The 18,349-nt window shown below is 72.4% G+C and carries 16 protein-coding genes and 2 tRNA genes; 3 read left to right on the forward strand and 15 right to left on the reverse strand.

The window, feature by feature from the left end; translation table 11 throughout:
• Positions 1 to 13: 13 nt before the first annotated feature.
• Together AC24FB_RS07520 and AC24FB_RS07525 are read right to left on the reverse strand one after the other, a co-directional pair.
• Positions 14 to 811, reverse strand: a complete 798-nt coding sequence (locus tag AC24FB_RS07520) for an ABC transporter permease (protein WP_425714029.1) — start codon at positions 809 to 811, stop codon at positions 14 to 16.
• Entirely contained in the window at positions 804 to 1,811 is a 1,008-nt protein-coding gene (locus tag AC24FB_RS07525) for an ABC transporter ATP-binding protein (protein WP_425714028.1), read from the reverse strand. Before AC24FB_RS07525 ends, AC24FB_RS07520 begins: the two co-directional genes overlap by 8 nt.
• A 93-nt stretch (positions 1,812 to 1,904) precedes the next feature.
• Here AC24FB_RS07525 and AC24FB_RS07530 point away from each other — a divergent pair, with 93 nt between their 5' ends.
• Complete coding sequence (locus AC24FB_RS07530) at positions 1,905 to 2,735, forward strand: TetR/AcrR family transcriptional regulator (protein ID WP_425714027.1); 831 nt, start codon at positions 1,905 to 1,907, stop codon at positions 2,733 to 2,735.
• 46 nt (positions 2,736 to 2,781) lie between these two features.
• A complete protein-coding gene (locus tag AC24FB_RS07535; protein WP_425714026.1) occupies positions 2,782 to 3,876 on the forward strand; it encodes a DNA glycosylase AlkZ-like family protein in 1,095 nt (364 codons plus the stop codon).
• Between the two features lie 50 nt (positions 3,877 to 3,926).
• On the opposite strand, the gene AC24FB_RS07540 is transcribed toward AC24FB_RS07535, so the two are convergent.
• The 13 genes from AC24FB_RS07540 to dnaA all read right to left on the reverse strand — a co-directional run bounded on the left by AC24FB_RS07540 (position 3,927) and on the right by dnaA (position 17,836).
• Positions 3,927 to 4,886 carry a N5-glutamine methyltransferase family protein gene (locus AC24FB_RS07540; protein ID WP_425714025.1) on the reverse strand — a complete coding sequence of 320 codons (960 nt, stop codon included), beginning with the start codon at positions 4,884 to 4,886 and terminating at the stop codon, positions 3,927 to 3,929.
• A complete protein-coding gene (locus AC24FB_RS07545; protein ID WP_425714024.1) occupies positions 4,883 to 5,419 on the reverse strand; it encodes an ATP-dependent endonuclease in 537 nt (178 codons plus the stop codon). Before AC24FB_RS07545 ends, AC24FB_RS07540 begins: the two co-directional genes overlap by 4 nt.
• Positions 5,420 to 5,530: 111 nt before the next feature.
• Positions 5,531 to 5,606, reverse strand: a tRNA-Ala gene (locus AC24FB_RS07550).
• Positions 5,607 to 5,706: 100 nt separating this feature from the next.
• Positions 5,707 to 5,874 carry a DLW-39 family protein gene (locus AC24FB_RS07555; RefSeq protein WP_425714023.1) on the reverse strand — a complete coding sequence of 56 codons (168 nt, stop codon included), beginning with the start codon at positions 5,872 to 5,874 and terminating at the stop codon, positions 5,707 to 5,709.
• A 33-nt stretch (positions 5,875 to 5,907) separates the two neighbouring features.
• Positions 5,908 to 5,981: transfer RNA gene (locus AC24FB_RS07560), tRNA-Ile, on the reverse strand.
• A gap of 242 nt (positions 5,982 to 6,223) precedes the next feature.
• Entirely contained in the window at positions 6,224 to 6,532 is a 309-nt protein-coding gene (locus tag AC24FB_RS07565) for a DUF3566 domain-containing protein (RefSeq protein ID WP_425714022.1), read from the reverse strand.
• Positions 6,533 to 6,738: 206 nt separating this feature from the next.
• Positions 6,739 to 9,354 carry a DNA gyrase subunit A gene (gyrA, locus tag AC24FB_RS07570; protein ID WP_425714049.1) on the reverse strand — a complete coding sequence of 872 codons (2,616 nt, stop codon included), beginning with the start codon at positions 9,352 to 9,354 and terminating at the stop codon, positions 6,739 to 6,741.
• Between the two features lie 154 nt (positions 9,355 to 9,508).
• Positions 9,509 to 11,623, reverse strand: a complete 2,115-nt coding sequence (gene gyrB / locus AC24FB_RS07575) for a DNA topoisomerase (ATP-hydrolyzing) subunit B (protein WP_425714021.1) — start codon at positions 11,621 to 11,623, stop codon at positions 9,509 to 9,511.
• A gap of 310 nt (positions 11,624 to 11,933) precedes the next feature.
• Positions 11,934 to 12,581 carry a DciA family protein gene (locus AC24FB_RS07580; protein ID WP_425714020.1) on the reverse strand — a complete coding sequence of 216 codons (648 nt, stop codon included), beginning with the start codon at positions 12,579 to 12,581 and terminating at the stop codon, positions 11,934 to 11,936.
• On the reverse strand, positions 12,578 to 13,831 hold the full coding sequence (recF, locus tag AC24FB_RS07585; protein WP_425714019.1) for a DNA replication/repair protein RecF: 1,254 nt from the start codon (positions 13,829 to 13,831) through the stop codon (positions 12,578 to 12,580). The genes AC24FB_RS07580 and recF overlap by 4 nt, the downstream gene beginning before the upstream one ends.
• Entirely contained in the window at positions 13,832 to 14,758 is a 927-nt protein-coding gene (gene gnd, locus AC24FB_RS07590; protein WP_425714018.1) for a phosphogluconate dehydrogenase (NAD(+)-dependent, decarboxylating), read from the reverse strand.
• A gap of 26 nt (positions 14,759 to 14,784) precedes the next feature.
• Positions 14,785 to 15,915 (reverse strand): DNA polymerase III subunit beta, encoded by a 1,131-nt coding sequence (gene dnaN / locus AC24FB_RS07595; protein ID WP_425714017.1) that lies wholly within the window; start codon positions 15,913 to 15,915, stop codon positions 14,785 to 14,787.
• A gap of 445 nt (positions 15,916 to 16,360) precedes the next feature.
• Entirely contained in the window at positions 16,361 to 17,836 is a 1,476-nt protein-coding gene (dnaA, locus tag AC24FB_RS07600) for a chromosomal replication initiator protein DnaA (protein ID WP_425714016.1), read from the reverse strand.
• 375 nt (positions 17,837 to 18,211) lie between these two features.
• Between dnaA and rpmH the strand changes: the two genes are divergently transcribed.
• Complete coding sequence (gene rpmH / locus AC24FB_RS07605; protein ID WP_425707255.1) at positions 18,212 to 18,349, forward strand: 50S ribosomal protein L34; 138 nt, start codon at positions 18,212 to 18,214, stop codon at positions 18,347 to 18,349.

Genomic DNA, 18,349 nt, shown 5'->3' on the forward strand with positions numbered 1-18,349 from the left:
CCTGCTCGAGCGGTCAGTCGCGCTTGACGAGAGCGCGGAGCGTGACCGTCAGCCCGAGCACGCACCACACCCCGAGGACGAGCACGTCACGGCCGCTCGCGTCGTAGCTCTCCGACAGCAGGCCGGCCCGGACGAGATCCCCGGCCGGCTGGACCGGGAGCCATGCGTGCACGTCCTGGAACCAGCCGGGCAGCCGGTCGGCGGGGAACGTGATCGGCGAGAACAGCAGGACGAAGAAGACAAGCACCTGGCTGATCACCTGCGCGAGCATCGGCGGAAGCACCACCGCGATCCCGTACCCGACGGCCGTGGCCGTCAGCGCGGTGAGCACCGACGCCAGCACGAGCACGGGCCAGTCGATCGCGAGGTCGAGGTCGAACCGGAGCTGGGCGACGATCACGGCGACGGCCACGCCCGGCAGCGCGACGAGCAGCCAGACGAGGAGGTCGGCGAGGAGGACGAGGGCGCGCGGCACCGGGAGCGCCCGCTGGTAGGTGAACGTCCCGTTCGCCTTCGCCTGCGCCACTCCCTGCGGGACGACGACGAGCCCCACCGTGAGCAGGAGGACCGTGGGGGCACCCGTCGAGAGGAAGGCCGCCTCACCACCGTCGACGTCGGGGATGAGCAGTCCGAAGCCGATGATGATGCCCGCGGCAAGAAGGGCCTGGACCACGATGATGAGCGGCAGCATCGGGCCGGTCTGCGCGAGCGTCCACCGCAGGAGGGTGCCGAGGATCGTGCCGGTTCCGGCGCGCGGCGGGATCGCCGCCGGGCCGCCGGACGTGCGGGGGGCGAGCGCGGTGTCAGTCATGGTCGGCCTCCGAGCCGGTCGTGGCGAGGGCGCCGGGCCGTTCTTCGGCCGCGTCGTCGTGGTTCGCCGAGGTCAGCCCGAGGTAGGCGTCCTCGAGGGTGACGGGCGCGAGCGTGTAGCCGTCGATCAGGCCGTCGGCGCGCAGGGCGGTGGCCCAGGCGACCGCCCGCTCGGCGTCGTGCGCCCCGATCGTCAGGAGGACGCGCCGCCCCACCCGGACGTGGCGCGTGAAGGTGACCGGGACGTCGCCGTCGGACGGATCCGTGCCCTCCGGCACGAGGGCGAGCTCGAGACGCAGCCCGGAGTCCTCGCCGCCCCGGATGCGGGCGGGCGAGCCGGCGGCGACGACTCGGCCGCGGTCGAGGATTACGAGCTCGTCGACGACGCGCTCGGCCTCGGTCACGTTGTGCGTGACGAGCAGGACCCCGGCGCCCTCGTCGCCGATGCGGCGGACCGTGTCCCACAGGCGGCGTCGGCGGGACGCGTCGACGTCGTTGGTCGGCTCGTCGAGGACGAGCAGCGGCACCGGCGCGACGGCGGCCATCGCGAACGCGGTGAGCCGGCGGACGCCGCCGGACAGCCCGGTCCCGTCGGTGGCGGTGCGCCGCGTGTACCACTCGTGGAGGTCGAGCTCGTCGGCGAGGGCGTCGGCGGCGGCGCGGGCGTGCCGCGGGCTCATCCCTCGGAGGCGCCCGGCGATCTCGATGGCCGAGCGCGGGCTCAGTCCGTCGAGGGGCGCCTGCGACTGGCCCTGGAGGGCGACGGCGCGGCGCGCGACGGCGGGGTGGGCGATCGCGTCCACGCCGGAGACGGTGATCCTTCCGGCGTCGGGCCGCAGGAGGCCGACGACCTGGGAGACGAGCGTCGTCTTCCCGGCCCCGTTGTGGCCGAGCAGGCCGACCACCTCGCCGGGCCGGACCCGCAGGTCGATCCCGTCGTTCGCCACCACCTCCCCGAAGCGTCTCGTGAGGTTCTCGATCTCGAGCACGGCGTCGCCCATGGCTGTCCTTCCGTCGGGCCGCGTCGACATACTCACGGTATGTCGATACTGACAGTATCCACGTACTGTCGGTACGTCAACTAGGTTGAGGGGATGGCGAACGACGAGACGGCGACACCGGGACGACGCACCCGGGCCGAGCAGCGCGAGGACACGCGCCGGCACCTCGTCCTCTCGGCCCTCGCGAACTTCACGAGCGACGGCTACCACGGCGCCAGCCTCGAGAAGATCGCGGCCGACGCCGGCTACTCCAAGGGCGCGGTCTACTCCAACTTCGCCGGCAAGGCGGAGCTGTTCCTCGCCGTCATGGACCACAACATCGCGTTCGCCGACGACGCCGGGTGGGACCCGATGACGTACCCCGGTCGCCACGGGCTCGAGGACCCGCCCTCCCCGTACGACGGGGTCGAGGAGCACGATCCCGACGAGCCGACCCCGGCGGAGGCGGCGCAGGCGTTCGGGCTCGCCACGCTCGAGTTCATCGGCGCGACCGCCCGGGACCCGGCGATGCGCGAGGCGATCGGCGAACGGATCGGCGTCCTCGTGCGGACCTACTCCGGCTACGTGGCCGACCGCCGACCGGTCGGCGAGGACCTGACGGCCGAGGAGGTCTCCTTGCTGCTCACGGCTCTCGACCAGGGCACCGCGGTCCTCTCGCTCGGTGGCGTGGAGGTCGATCCCGCGCTCCTGCGCGTCGGTCTCCACCGGCTGATGGACCCGGCCGCTGCCGCAGCCACAGGACGCGAGGGCGCGGCCGCCGGTGACGACGCGCCGACCTGGAGCAGCATCGAGAAGGTGCGCGAGCTCATCGAGCAGGTGCGGGCGGAGGACCAGGAGCTGCGCGGTCGGCGGGACGCGACCGACGGCACCGGCAACGGCAACGGTCACGGCGACGACGACAACGGCGACGAGCGATCCGGCTGATCACCCCCGTCCGTCACCGTGGGTCGCGCCCGCTACCGTGCCGGGCATGACGCCTCGCCTCAGCCCGGACCAGGCCCGGCGCGCCCGGCTCGACGCCCACCTGCTCGCCGGTTCCGACCTGTCCCCGACCGAGGTCGTCGACCGCGCCGTGGCCCTCCAGGGGCAGGACCTCGCGGGCGTGCTCCGTGCCGTCGCTATCCGCTCCCGCCCAGGGACCACGCTCGACGACGTGCGCGCCGCCTTCGACGCCGGCGAGATCGTGCGGTCCTGGCCGATGCGCGGCACCCTCTTCGCCACCACTCCCGCGCACCTGGCCACGCTCCTCTCGCTCACGGCCGAACGGATCCAGCGTCAGGACGCTCGGCGTCGGGGCGAGCTGGGCCTCGACGACGCGGTGGTCGCACGCGCAAGGGAGGTCCTCGGTGCGGCGCTGGCCGAGCGGCCCCGGACCCGCGCCGAGGTGCTCGAGCTGTGGACGGACGCCGGCATCCCCACCGACGCCGGCCGCGGCTACCACCTCATCGCGCACCTCGCGATCGACGGGGACGTCCACTGGGGCTCGTTCGTCGACGGCGGGTCCGAGCAGCTGCTCACGGCGTCCTCCCCGACGTCGGCGGCGGACCCCGAGCAGGCGCTCGCCCAGGTGCTGCGGGGGTGCGTGGCCGCCCGCGGGCCGGTCGCCGAGGCCGACCTCGCGTGGTGGCTCAAGCTGCCGAAGACCCAGGTCCGGCGGGCAGCGGCCGAGGCTGAGGACGTCGTCGAGGTGGAGGTCGACGGGACGGTGGCGTGGATGATCGAAGGCGCGCTCGGGCGCGACGAACGGGCGTCCGGTCGTGAGGAGGAGTCGTCCGGTCGTGGCGCCCCGCGGGTCGACCTCGCCCCCGCCTTCGACGAGTGGATCCTCGGTTACCAGGACCGCTCCCTCGTCGCTAGCGCGGCGATGCTCGACGCGATCGTGCCGGGCCGCAACGGGGTCTTCCGCCCGACCATCCTCGTGGACGGGGTCGCGGTCGGGACGTGGAGGTTCCCCGCGGGTCGAGGGCGCGCCGACGCCGGGCCGGTCGTCGAGATGGTCGAGCGGGTGCCGGCGCGCACGCGCACCGCGATCGACCGTGCGCTGGCGGGGTGGCCGCACCGGTAGCCGCGCCCGCGCGGTGACGGGCGGGGCAGGGACGCCGGACGTCGACACCGTCAGCCCAGGTGCAGCTCGAGGACGACGGTCTGGAGGTCGGCCTCGTCGGGCTCGTCGTCAGGCTCGTCGTCGGGCTCGTCGTCGGGCTGGTCGTCGTCGTCCGGGAAGGTGCCGGTGGCGACGGGACGCGGGGCCGACCCGGCGTCGTCGTTCTCCGCGACGTCGTCCGTGTCGATCGTCGAACCCTGCCCGACGACGACCAGCCCGTTCGCCCGGGCATGCGTCGCCGCGGCCGCAACCTGGGAGCGGTGGAGCTCGAGGAGGAGCAGTCCGTCCGCGGCGAGGAAGCACGGTGCCTGCTCGACGAGAGCACGGGCGAGGTCCAACCCGTCCGCGCCGCCGAGCAGGGCGGCGTGCGGCTCATGGTCCCGGGCCTCGTGCGGGAGGAGGTCGAGGCGGCCGTCGGGAACATAGGGCGGAACGGCCGCGATGACATCCACGCGTCCGCGCACGTACTGCGGGAGGCCCACGAGGACGTCCCCCCGATGGACGCCGCGACCGGCACCGAGGTTCGTCCGTGCGTGCCGGAGCGCCGCCGGGGAGCGGTCGATCGCGTGGATCTCCGCGTCCGGGAACGCCCGCACGATCGCCGTCGCTACGGGTGCGACGCCGCAGAACGCCTCGACGACCACCACCGACTGCGACGACGCGCGCGGGCGCCGGCCCCGAGCGGACGCCTCACCCACCGCTTGCGCCGCCCGCACCGTGTCGAGAGTGCGGTTGAGGAGCGCCCGCGTGCGCTGCCGGGGGACGAAGACGCCCGGTCCCACCGACAGCTCGAGGCCGGCAAGCTCGACCCGGCCGACGACGTGCTCGAGCGGCTCGCCCCCGAGGCGGCGGCGCACGAGCGACTCGAGGGTGTCGTCGTCGTGCGTGGATCGCCGAAGGAGCGCCGCCTCGTCCTCCGCGAAGACCGAACCCGCCGCGCGGAGCCTGTGGACGATGTCGTCCGACGTCACCGGGTCAGGCCCTCGGCGTGCTCCCCGGCACCTGTGGTCCCGCGCCCATCGGTGTCGCGGACGGCGGCGAGGAGGGCGTCGATCGGCGGCGGGACGGCGTCGAGAGCGACAGCCTCGGCCAGGAGCGCCGCATAGCGCACCTTGTTGCCGCTCCTACCGGCGAGGAACCGCACGAGCTGGTGCGCCTGCGAACGGCCGCGCAGCTGCGGCTGGCGCTGGAGCCGGCGGAAGGAGCCGAGCTCGCCCTGCGCGTCGATGACGGCCTCCACACCGGTGACGCCGAGGGCACGGATGAGCTCGGACTCCAGATCGGGGTCGCAGACGAAGACTCGGTCGATGACGCGCTCGAAGTCGCGGCGCTCGGGGGCGTCGACGAGGCCGAGCAGCCGGTCACCCATGTGGTGGGCAACCGCGCGGCGCGCACCCTTGGACCCGCGGACCGGCAGCACTCGCGGGGCGCTCATGTCCAGGCGCCGGGCGAGGGTGCGGACGGCGACGGCATCGCTCTCGCCCTCGACCAGCACGATCGTCACCTGTGCATCGTGGCATCCCGCCCTCTCGGGCGTGCAACGACCACGCGGCTGCTGCCCCGGAACGGCGAAACGGCCGGACCTCGTGGTCCGACCGCCGTCGTGCCGATGTGCTGGTGGAGCCACGGGGACTCGAACCCCGAACCCCCTGCTTGCAAAGCAGGTGCGCTACCAGTTGCGCCATGGCCCCTCGGTGCCGGTCTCCCGGCCGGCCGACCTGCCGGTCGTGCCGTGCGACGACCCTAGCGGTCGGCGCCGCCACCGAGGAGGACTCGGCGGCGTGAAGCGGGTCAGCCCTCGGTCGGCTGCGTCGGCAGGGTGACGCCCGGGGCGTCCGCCGGGTTGGGCTCGTCCGTGACCTCGGCCCAGATGGCCCGCTCCTCGCGGTCCTGCTGCACCTTGATCCAGACGGCGTATCCGGCCACCGCGGCGGCCAGGACGATCAGAACCTTCTTCATGGTGGTCCTCCGGTGCGACGAGGGTGAGGAGAGTGGGCCTGAATGGACTCGAACCATCGACCTCTTCCTTATCAGGGAAGCGCTCTAACCGACTGAGCTACAGGCCCGTGCCCGCGTCGTGCGGGCGAGGCGCGCACGTGGCGCGCCGACGTGCGAGTTTAGCCCACGTGCGCGGTGCTCCCCAACCCGATCGGGCCGCACCGGTCGTGAGTTCCCGCACTGCCGCTCCGTGCCGAACGTCCGGGTGAGCCTCTGCTCCGCACTCTCGACCCGTCTGATGTCGAGAGTGCGGTCGGGGCCAACCGCACTCTCGACGCGCACCAACCGCAGTCTCGACGAAAGAGCCGGGTCAGTCGTCCGTGAAGGTGACCGAGAGGCCGCCGACCAGGGCCGCCACGAGGTTGTAGAGGAACGCGGCGAGCGCGCCGAGCACGGTGAGCAGGAGGACGTCGAGCACGGCGATGATCGCGGCGAGCGACATCACGCGGTCGAACTCGAGGAGCTGCATGAGCTCGAGGAAGCTCGCCGACCCGATCGTGGCGAGGAGCTCCTCGATCTCCGAGAAGACGTACATCCGGTCGAGCACGAACCACACCGTGGCGACCGCGACGACGAGCATGATGCCCGCCGCGATCGACAGCAGGAACGACAGCCGCATGGCGGACCAGGGGTCGATGCGGGCGAGCGTGAGCCGCGCGGTGCGAGCCCCGGCAAACCTGCCGCTCGGCCGCGAGCTCGAGGAAGGCGCACGACCGGAGCCGGAGGAACGGGCCGGCGCTCCGGAGGAGGACCGCTGCGACCGCTCGTCACCGGGCGGCGGCGGTGCGGTATGCGACCGACCTCCGTCGCGGGTCGATGCCTCGCTCACGCGTCACCTCCGTCGTCGTCGGTGCCGACCCCCGGCACCTGCTCGCCAGACGCTACCCGCTCGTCGTCCGCTGCCGGGGACGGGGTGGCCCCGTTCTCACCGGAGTCGCGGTTCTCGCCGGCGTCGGCAGTCTCGCCGGTCTCGGCGCCGGTCTCGGTCTCGGTCTCCGCGTCCGCCTCGATGCGCTCGACCTCCTCGGCGACCTCGCGCTCAGCGTTCTTCGCCACGGCGATGATGCGGTCCCCGTCGTCGACCCGGGCGAACGAGACGCCCTGGGTGTTGCGGCCGGTGAGCCGGACCTCGTCGACCCGCGAGCGCACGATCTTTCCGCCGGCCATGATGACGAGGACCTCGTCGTCGTCGGTGACCGTGAGGGTGGCGACGAGGTCGCCGCGCGCCTCGACGAGGTTGGCCACCTTGATGCCGAGGCCGCCACGGCCCTGCACCCGGTACTCCTCGACCTCGGTGCGCTTGGCGAAGCCGCCCTCGGTGACGACGAAGACCTGGTCGCCGGGGTGGACGACGTCCATCGACAGCAGGTGGTCGCCGTCCCTGAACTTCATGCCGGTGACGCCGGAGGTGGCGCGGCCGGTGGCGCGCAGGGCGTCGTCGGTGGCCGTGAAGCGCAGGGACTGGCCCTTCTTCGACACGAGCAGCACGTCGTCGCCCTCGTCGACGAGCCGCGCGGCGATCACGCGGTCGGGCTCGCCGTCGCCGTTCTCGCGCAGGTTGATGGCGATGAGGCCGCCCTGGCGGGCCGACTCGTAGTCGGACAGCCGGGTCTTCTTCACCAGGCCCCGCTCGGTGGCGAGCACGAGGTAGTCCGCGGCCTGGTAGTCGGCGATGTCGACCACGGACGCGATCGACTCGCCCGGCTGGAACGCCAGGAGGTTGGCCACGTGCTGGCCCTTGGAGTCACGCCCGCCCTCGGGCAGCTCGTAGCCCTTGGCGCGGTAGACGCGGCCGAGCGTGGTGAAGAACAGCTGCCAGTTGTGCGTGGAGGTGACGCCGAAGTGCTCGACGACGTCGTCCTCCCGCAGCTGCGTCCCACGGATGCCCTTGCCACCGCGCCGCTGCGCCCGGTAGGAGTCCGTGCGGGTGCGCTTGACGTACCCGCCGCGGGTGATCGTCACGACGACGTCCTCGCGCGGGATGAGGTCCTCGACCGTCATCTCACCGTCGAACGGGAGGATGGTCGTGCGTCGGTCGTCGCCGTAGCGCTCGACGATGGCCGCGAGCTCCTCGGACACGATCGTCCGCTGCCGCTCGGGCCTGGCGATGATGTCCTCGAGGTCCTCGATCTTCGCGGCGAGCGCGGCGTGCTCGTCGAGGATCTTCTGCCGCTCGAGCGCGGCGAGCCGGCGGAGCTGGAGGGCGAGGATCGCGTCCGCCTGGTCGGTGTCGATCTCGAGCAGGTCCATCAGGCCCGTGCGCGCGTCGTCCGCGGTGGGCGAGCGGCGGATGAGCGCGATGACCTCGTCGAGAGCGTCGAGCGCCTTGAGGTAGCCGGTGAGGATGTGCATCCTCTTCTGCGCCTCGCCGAGCTCGAACTCCGCACGACGACGAACGACCTCGAGCTGGTGGGTGACCCAGTGGCGCACGAACCCGTCGAGGGAGAGCGTGCGCGGGACACCGTCGACGAGGGCGAGCATGTTCGCCGGGAAGTTCGTCTGCAGCTGGGTGTGCTTGTAGAGGTTGTTGAGCACGACCTTCGCGACGGCGTCCCGCTTGAGGACGACGACGAGACGCGTGCCGGTCCGCGAGGAGGTCTCGTCCCGGACGTCGGCGATGCCAGGGGCACGGCCGTCGCTCACCGACTCGGCGATCTTCTCCAGCAGCCGGTCGGGGTTGACCTGGTACGGCAGCTCGGTGGCGACGAGGCAGGTGCGCCCGTCGATCTCCTCGACCTCGACGACCGCGCGCTGGACGATCGAGCCGCGTCCGGTGCGGTACGCCTCCTCGATGCCGCGCGTGCCGAGGATCGTGGCGCCGGTCGGGAAGTCCGGGCCCTTGATGCGCTGCATGAGCTCGCCGAGCAGCTGCTCCTTGGTGGCGTCCGGGTTCTCCAGGTACCACTGGACGCCGGCCGCCACCTCCCGCATGTTGTGCGGCGGGATGCGGGTGGCCATGCCGACCGCGATGCCCTCGGAGCCGTTGACGAGCAGGTTGGGGAAGCGCGCCGGCAGGACGACCGGCTCGGAGTCGCGGCCGTCGTAGTTCGCCTGGAAGTCGACGGTTCCGGAGGTGATGTCCCGGACCATCTCCATCGCCAGCGGGGCCATCCGGACCTCGGTGTACCGGTGGGCGGCGGCGCCCTGGTCGCCGGGCGAGCCGAAGTTGCCCTGCCCGGCGGCGAGCGGGTACCGCATCGTCCAGTGCTGGACGAGGCGCACGAGCGTGTCGTAGATGGCGCCGTCGCCGTGCGGGTGGAACGTCCCCATGACGTCGCCGACCACGCGGGTCGACTTCGAGAACGCCGACTCGGGACGGTAGCCGCCGTTGTACATCGCGTAGATGACCCGGCGGTGCACGGGCTTGAGGCCGTCACGCACGTCGGGCAGCGCGCGTCCCACGATGACGCTCATGGCGTAGTCGAGGTACGACCTCTGCATCTCGTCCTGCAGGTCGACCTGCGTCACGCCGGTCTGCTCGGGTGTCTCGCTCACTGGTGTCCTTCGGTCGGCTGGTGTGCCAGAGGGTGGGGGCCGCGACGGCGGTGCGCGGCTCGGGGTCCCGGCCCGGCTGGGGCGGACGGGGACCGCGGGGTCAGATGTCGAGGAACCGGACGTCGTGCGCGTTGCGCTGGATGAACCCGCGGCGCTGCTCGACGTCCTCCCCCATGAGGATCGCGAAGATCTCGTCCGCGGCCGCGGCCTCGCCGAGGGTGATCTGCTTGAGGGTGCGCGTGTCCGGGTTCATCGTGGTGTCCCACAGCTCGGAGTCGTTCATCTCGCCCAGACCCTTGTAGCGCTGGATCGGTCCGTCCTTCTCCTTCGGCAGCCGCTTGCCGTTCGCCAGGCCGTCGGCCACCACGGCGTCCCGCTCCTTGTCCGAGTACACGTACTCGTGGGGCGAGTTCGTCCACTTGATGCGGAAGAGCGGCGGCTGCGCGAGGTAGACGTGGCCGCCCTCGAGCAGGGGTCGCATGTAGCGGAACACCAGCGTGAGCAGCAGCGTGGCGATGTGCTGGCCGTCGACGTCGGCATCGGCCATGAGGACGATCTTGTGGTACCTCAGCTTCTCGATGTCGAACTCCTCGCCGACACCCACGCCGAAGGCGGTGATGAGGTTGCGGATCGTCTCCGAGCCGAGGGCCCGGTCGAGGCGCGCCTTCTCGACGTTGAGGATCTTGCCGCGGATCGGCATGATCGCCTGGATCCGCGGGTCGCGGCCGCCCACGGCGGAGCCGCCGGCCGAGTCACCCTCGACGATGAAGATCTCGCACTCGCGCGGGTCCTTGCTCGAGCAGTCCTTGAGCTTGCCCGGCATGGACGCCGACTCGAGCACGGTCTTGCGGCGCGTGGCCTCGCGGGCCTTGCGGGCGGCGAGGCGCGCGGCGGCGGCCGACTGCGCCTTGCGGATGACGTCGCGCCCCTCGTTCGGGTGCTGGTCGAGCCAGTCGGCGACCTGGGAGTACACCTGGGTCTGGACGTAGGTCCGGGCCTCGGTGTTGCCCAGCTTGGTCTTCGTCTGCCCCTCGAACTGCGGCTCGCCGAGCTTGACCGAGATGACGGCGGTGAGGCCCTCGCGGACGTCGTCGCCCGTGAGGTTGTCGTCCTTCTCCTTGAGCAGGCCCTTGTCGCGGGCGTACTTGTTGATGACCGAGGTCATCGCCGAGCGGAAGCCCTCCTCGTGGGTGCCGCCCTCGGTGGTGTTGATCGTGTTCGCGTACGTGTGGACGGACTCGCTGTAGCCGCCGGTCCACTGCATGGCGAGCTCGAGGGAGATCTTCTTGTCCGTGTCCTCGGACTCGAACGCGACGACCTCGGGGTGCACGACCTCGACCCGCTTGGCCGCGTTGAGGTGCTTGACGTAGTCGACGAGCCCGTCGTCGTAGCGGTAGGTCACGGTGCGGAAGCCGGGCACCGGGTCGTCCGCCGTGCCCTCCTCGTCCCCCGTCACCTCGTCGCCGGAGTCGACCGCCTCGGGGCGCTCGTCGGTCAGCGAGAGGGTGAGGCCCTTGTTGAGGAACGCGTACTGCTGCAGGCGCGAGCGGAGCGTCTCGTAGTCGTGGTCGACCGTCTCGAAGATGTCGGCGTTGGGCCAGTACCGGACCGTCGTCCCGGTCGCGGTGGTCTCCTCGCCCTTCTCCAGCGGGCCGGTCGGTACTCCGTCGACGAACGACATCCGCCAGACGTGCCCCTCGCGGCGGACCTCGACCTCGAGACGGTGGGACAGCGCGTTGACCACCGAGACGCCGACGCCGTGCAGGCCGCCGGAGACCGCGTACCCGCCGCCGCCGAACTTGCCGCCGGCGTGCAGGACGGTGAGCACGACCTCGACGGCGGGCTTGCCCTCGGTCGGGTGGAGGTCGATCGGGATGCCGCGGCCGTCGTCCACCACGGTCACCGAGCCGTCGCCGCCCAGGGTCACCGAGATCTCGCCCGCGTAGCCGGCGAGGGCCTCGTCCACCGAGTTGTCGACGACCTCGTACACGAGGTGGTGGAGCCCCCGGGGGCCGGTCGACCCGATGTACATGCCGGGCCGCTTGCGGACGGCCTCGAGCCCCTCGAGCACCTGGATGTTCTCGGCGCCGTACTGCCCCTGGGGACGCGCGGAGCCGGCCGGGTCCTGGCCGGGGGTCGACGGGGAGCCCGGTGCAGCTGCGGCCGTCCCGTCGGCAGGGGTCTCGGGGGACGATGCGCTGCTCTCTGCTGCCACGGTCGACGGTTCTCCTCGGCTCTCGAACGACACGGGGACGGGTGCCCGCCCCCTCGGTCGCCTCGTGTCCGACCCCGGGGCGCGCTGCCCCGGACGACGCCGGACCGGTCAGGGGATTCTACCGCGGACAGCGCTCACCACCCAATCATCCACAGGCTGTGTCCACAGGCTGTGGGGTGTTATGTCCCACGCCGGTCCGCGGGATCGTCGGGACCGCGCGCCACCGCGCCGCGAGCCCCGCCGCCCCGCGTCCCCGCCACTGCTCGCAGCCGCATCCACGGTGTCGCACGCCGCTGCCGGCGAGCGAGGGTCAGCCGTACGTGTCGCGTGGCCCCCGCCCCCCGCGCACGGCGAACCGGCCGTGCTTCCAGCTCGGGCCGCCCGGTCCGAGCACGGTGATCGACGTGACCGTCCCGGCGCCGGCCTCCTCCTCGATCCGCCGCTCGAGCTGCGGGAGCAGCAGCCGCACCTGGGTCGCCCACGCGGTCGACGACGTGCGCAGGACGAGCTCCCCCTCGGCGAAGGTCTCGACCTCGCAGTGGTCCGCGACCTGTTCGCCGACGATCTCCCGCCACCTGGTGACGACGGTCGCGAGGGAGAGCTCGCGTCCCCAGCCCCGACGTCGCACGAGCTGCGCCCCGATGCTGCCGAGGAGCTGGGGGTCCCGGCGGGACGGCGAGGATCCTGAGCCGGCCCACCCGAGTCCGGGCCCCGGGCGCCACGGCCGGCCGGACCCGCTCTCCTGCGGCGCCGTCCCGTCGTCGGTGTCGTCCGTGTCGTCCGGCCCTCCGCGCACCCACCCCCCACGACGACGAGGGGCGGGCGTGGTGCGCAGCCCCTTGTCCCATGCTGCAGCGCGCGCACGCGCGAGCACGGCGTGCGCGAGCGCGTCGGGCGAGGCGGGCAGGACGTCCGCCGCGTCGACGTCTTCGCCCGTGGTCGGCCCGTCGGCGCTCATGCCGCACCTCGCACGGTCGCGGTCCCGTCGGCGACGTCGACCCGGGTGCCGGCGAGCTCCTCGGGAACGTCCTCGTCGACGGCGGCGGTCAGCAGCACCTGCTCGGCCTCGGCGACCATGCCGGCGAGCCTGCTGCGCCGGCGGGAGTCGAGCTCGGCGAAGACGTCGTCGAGGACGAGTACCGGGTCGCCCCCACCGGTCTCGGCCGCGGCGTCGCGCAGGACCCGCCAGGCGGCCAGCCGCAGCGCGAGGGCGTAGGACCAGGACTCGCCGTGGCTCGCGTACCCGCGCGCCGGCAGCGGACCGAGGGCGAGGGCGAGGTCGTCGCGGTGCGGGCCGACGAGGCACACGCCCCGCTCGACCTCCCGCGGGCGGGCCTCCCCCAGGGCGGCGAGCATCCGCTCGGCGACGGCGGCCGGTTCCATGAGCGCGGCCTCGAGCTCGGCCGCGCGGTCGCGAGCCGCGCGGGCGGCGTCGTCGTCGACGGTGTCCGGCCCCGTGACCCCGGCGAGGACTGCCGCGTCCGGGTCGGGCCCGCCCTCGGCACCCACCAGCGAGGTCCGCGCGTCGATCCGCGCCTCCCCCTGCCCGCCCGAGACCTGCTCGTACGCCTCGGCGACGTGGGGACGCAGGCGCGCGACGAGGTCCGCGCGCGCGGCGACGATCTCGGCACCGGCCTCGGCGAGCTGGGCGTCCCACACGTCCAGTGTGGACAGGTCGACGCTGCGACCCGCACGGGCGGCGGCCCCGGCGGACTTCAGCAGCGCGACGCGTTGACGCAGGACCCGGTCGTAGCGCTGACGCACCTCGGACAGTCGCGGGCGCAGCTGGACGAGGAGGTCGTCGAGGTACCGCCGCCGCCCCGAGGGGTCGCCGCGGACGAGCTCGAGGTCCTCGGGCGCGAACACGACGAGCCGCAGGTGCCCGAGCAGGTCCCGCGGGCGGGCGGGGTGCCGGTCGAGCCGCGCGCGGTTGGCCCGGCCGGCGATGATCTCCACCTCGAGGAGGGTGTCCCGGTCGTCGTCACGCACCTTCGCCCGCACGACGGCGCCGGGCGTCCCTCGGCGGACGAGCGCCGTGTCCGCCGCGACGCGGTGCGAGCTGAAGGTGGCGAGGTAGCCGACGGCCTCGACGATGTTCGTCTTGCCCTGCCCGTTGGGTCCGACGAACGCCGTGACTCCCGGCTCGAGGGCCAGCACGAGCTCGCGGTAGGAGCGGAAGTCGCTCAGCGCGAGGTCGGTGACCCGCACCTAGCTCGTGGCGGGCCCCACCGGCGGTTCCCCGGCGGGGTCCTGCGCCGGCTTGGTGGCGTGCGCGCCGAACTGGTTGCGCATCGCCGCGACCATGCGCATCGCGGGCGAGTCCTCCTGGCGGGAGGTGAAGCGGGCGAACAGCGAGGCCGAGATCGCGGGGACCGGGACCGCGGCGTCGATGGCGGCGTCGATCGTCCACCGGCCCTCGCCGGAGTCCTCGACGTAGCCGCGGATGTCGTCGAGGTCCGGGTCGCTGTCGAGCGCGAGCACCATGAGGTCGAGGAGCCAGGACCGTACGACCGTGCCCCGGCGCCAGGCGTTGAGGACCGCGCCCGGGTCGTCGACGAGGTCGTCGCGGGCGTGCATGAGCTCGTAGCCCTCGGCGTAGGCCTGCATGAGGCCGTACTCGATGCCGTTGTGGACCATCTTGGTGAAGTGGCCGGCGCCGACCGGGCCGGCGTGGACGAAGCCCTCCTCGCGGGGACCCTCGGGGCGCAGCGCGTCGAAGACCGGCATGAGCCGCTCGACGTCCTCGGGCGAGCCGCCGACCATGAGCCCGTAGCCGACCTCCTTGCCCCAGACGCCGCCGGAGACCCCGGTGTCGACGTAGTGGATGCCGTTCTCCGCGAGCCGGGCGGCGTTCGCCTGGTCCTCCTCGAAGTGCGAGTTGCCGCCCTCGACCACGAGGTCGCCCTCGTCCAGGAGCTCGGCGAGCTCGGCGAGGGTGCCGCGCGTCGGGTCGCCGGCCGGGACCATCACCCACAGGTTCCGCGGGGCGGGCAGGGCCTCGACCAGCTCGGCCAGGGTGGCGACGTCGGACACCTCCGGGTCGCGGTCGTAGCCCGTGACGGCCAGTCCCGCGGTACGCAGCCGCTCGGCCATGTTGCCGCCCATGCGGCCCAGACCGATCATCCCGAGGTGCATGCGAACTCCTTCGTCTGACCGGCCGATCAGCCGGCGAAGCGGATGGGCATGAGGAGGTAGCGGAACTCTCCGGAGTCCTCGCCGTCGGCCTCGTCCTGTCCCGTGAGGGTCGCCGGCTTGGAGGGGTGGGTGAAGGAGAGGCGGGCGAGCGGGCGCGTGAGCGCGCCGAGGCCGTCGAGCAGGTAGACCGGGTTGAACGCGGTCGTGATCGGCTCGCCGACGAGGGTGGCCTCGAGGGCCTCCGACGCCTGCGCGTCGTCCCCCTGCCCGGCCTCGAGGACGACCTGCCCCTCGGTGAACGACAGGCGGATCGGGGTGTTGCGCTCGGCCACGAGGCTCACGCGCTTGGCGGCGGCGATGAGCTCGGCCGCGTCGACGACCGCGTGGGTCGGCGTCTCGTCGGGGAAGAGGCGGCGCACCGGCGGGTAGTCGCCGTCCACGAGCAGCGAGGTCGTGCGGCGGCCGCCGGCCTCGAAGCCGATGAGCGATCCGGCGCCGGAGGTGTCGAGGTCGACCTCGACCGCCCCCGCGGAGGTCAGCGACTTCGCGACGTCGGAGAGCGTGCGGGCGCGGACGAGCGCGACGGCGGAGACCGGCTCGTCCCCGGCGGGGTGCCAGGGCAGCTCACGCATCGCGAGCCGGTACCGGTCGGTGGCGAGCAGCGTGATCGTGTCGCCCTCGATCTCGACGCGGACGCCGGTGAGCAGCGGCAGCGTCTCGTCGCGGGACGCTGCGGTCGTCACCTGGGCCACGGCCTCGGCCAGCACATCGGCGTCGATGGTGCCCGCCGTGTCCGGCATCGCCGGCAGCGCCGGGTACTCCTCGACGGGCATGGACGTCAGGGTGAACCGCGAGGCGCCGCAGGTGAGCGTGACGCGGGTGCCGTCGACGTCGACGTCGACCGGCCGCGCCGGCAGCGAGCGGCAGATGTCGGCGAGCAGGCGCCCCACCACGAGGACCGTCCCGGGCGTCTCGACCTCGGCCTCGACCACCGACCTCGCGGAGATCTCGTAGTCGAAGGTGGCGAGCGTCAGCTGCCCGTCGGCCGCCTCGATGCGGACACCGGCGAGGACGGGGACGGGGGGACGTGCCGGCAGCGAGCGTGCCGTCCAGGACACGGCCTCGGCCAGGACGTCGCGGTCAACCCTGAACTTCACGGTGGATCACTTTCTCTCAAGACTGGTTGCGCTCTCCATCGGCGAGGGTGCGGCGCACCGCACACCTTACGTGCTCGGGAGCTCCTTGCGGTCGGTGGCGGGGGCGGCTGGGGAGAGGGACGGTCGATGTCGGTCCGAGGGGGGATCGTCGGCATGTGCGGATGAACGACAAAGTCCGAGATCTAGGGTTCGTCATCGTCATCGCACCTGTGGAACCTGGGGATCATCGTCGTCGTGCCTGGTCAGAGGCTTGTCATTCATGTGGACGACGCTGCGGACGGCGGCGTGGACGAATGACACGGTCCGTGGATGTCATTCGTCCGTCCACGGGGACGGCGCCGTCGTCCCCAGCTCGTGCACGGATCGGGGCCCGCTCGTCCACGCCGACCCACAGGCTCGTCCACACGGCCGGCCGGTGGTGTGGTTCTCACCGCCGCGGCCGACGTCACCCCTCGCGGGCGCGGGTCTTGATGCGGGCGGTGAGCTCGGAGACCTGGTTGTAGATCTGGCGCTTCTCCGCCATGAGGTCCTTGATCTTGCGGTTGGCGTGCATGACGGTCGTGTGGTCGCGCCCGCCGAACAGCTGGCCGATCTTGGGCAGCGAGAGCTGGGTGAGCTCGCGGCACAGGTACATCGCGATCTGCCGCGCGGTGACGAGGACGCGGGAGCGGTCGGCGGAGGTGAGGGCCTCGAGCGAGATCGAGAAGTAGTCCGCCGTCTGCGCCATGATGAGGCTCGGCGTGATCTCCTCGCTCGCGGGGTCCGTGATGATGTCCTTGAGGACCATCTCGGCGAGCGGCCGGTCGACGTCCTGCCCGTTGAGGTTGGCGAATGCGGTCACGCGGATGAGGGCGCCCTCGAGCTCGCGGATGTTGGTCGAGATCCGGGACGCGATGTACTCGAGCACCTCGGGCGCGGCGTTGAGGCCGTCGTTCTCCGCCTTCTTGCGCAGGATCGCGATGCGCGTCTCGAGGTCGGGCGGCTGGACGTCCGTGAGCAGCCCCCACTCGAAGCGCGAGACGAGCCGCTGCTCGAAACCGTTGAGCTGCTTGGGCGGGACGTCCGAGGTGATGACCACCTGCTTGGAGTCGTTGTGCAGCGTGTTGAAGGTGTGGAAGAACTCCTCGACCGTCTGCTCCTTGCCGCCGAGGAACTGGATGTCGTCGATGAGCAGGACGTCGACGTTGCGGTAGCGACGCTGGAACGACTCGGCCTTGTCGTCCCGGATCGAGTTGATGAAGTCGTTCGTGAACTCCTCGGAGTTCACGTAGCGCACCCGGATCCCGGGGTAGAGGTTGCGGGCGTAGTGGCCGATCGAGTGCAGCAGGTGCGTCTTGCCCAGCCCCGACCCGCCGTAGATGAACAGCGGGTTGTAGGCCTTCGCCGGCGACTCGGCGACGGCCGTCGCCGCCGCGTGGGCGAACCGGTTCGACGAACCGGACACGAAGGTCTCGAACGTGAACTTGGGGTTGAGACGCGAGGCCTGCTCGCCGTTGTCCTCGGCGTGCGAGATGCCCCGGCTCTGCGAGGACCGGTCCGGGGTGGGGCGCTGCTCGTTCCCCCGGTCGGCGGGCGGGACCGACCGCGGCGGGGTGGCCGCGCTCGGCGGGACCGGGAGCTCGGTGACGGTGGGCCGCGGGGGCGTGGGCTCGTCGAGCAGCGAGGGGTCGACCGTGACCGCGATCCGGACCGTGCTGCCGTGGATCTGCGACATCGCGGCGATGATCTGCTCGCGCGCCTGCATCTCGAGGTAGTCCTTGGCGAGGTCCGAGCCGACGGCGAGCAGCAGCGTGTCGTCGATGATCCCCAGGGCCCGGGCCTGACGGACGAAGGCGAGCTGCGCCGGGCGGATGTCGCCGCTGTCCGAGAGACGCGAGACGGCGAGCTGCCATGCCTCGGCGATGGATTCCGCCACGCCCACACCACTCCTTGCGCACCAGTCGCCCGACCGGTGCCGGACGGGTCCCTTACTGTGTCACGGAACGGCCACATCCACATAGTTCTCCACAGTTGTGCGCATCCGGTCGGGGCGCACGAGGCGCGGCACCGTGCCGATCCCGGAGCCGGGCGCCGGCGGGCGGGGGGCAATCCGTGGACGACGACGTTCCACAGGTCACGCCCGCACGCCGTTGACCGGGTGCGGCCGCCGCCCGTAGCCTGGGGCGTCCACTCGTGTGGACACCACTCAAACCTGGGCCCGAGGTCGGGCCCGTGCGCGCGCCCGTCAGGGCTCGAGCGCGGGGGTCGGATCCTCCAGGGCCAGCCAGCACGTCGAGACACGTCAGGGGTACCAGCCGTGAGCAAGCGGACTTTCCAGCCGAACAACCGTCGCCGGTCCAAGGTGCACGGCTTCCGTCTGCGGATGCGCACCCGCGCCGGCCGCGCCATCCTTTCCGCGCGCCGTTCCAAGGGCCGCGCGAAGCTCTCCGCCTGA

Source organism: Georgenia sp. Z1344 (genome assembly GCF_057652375.1).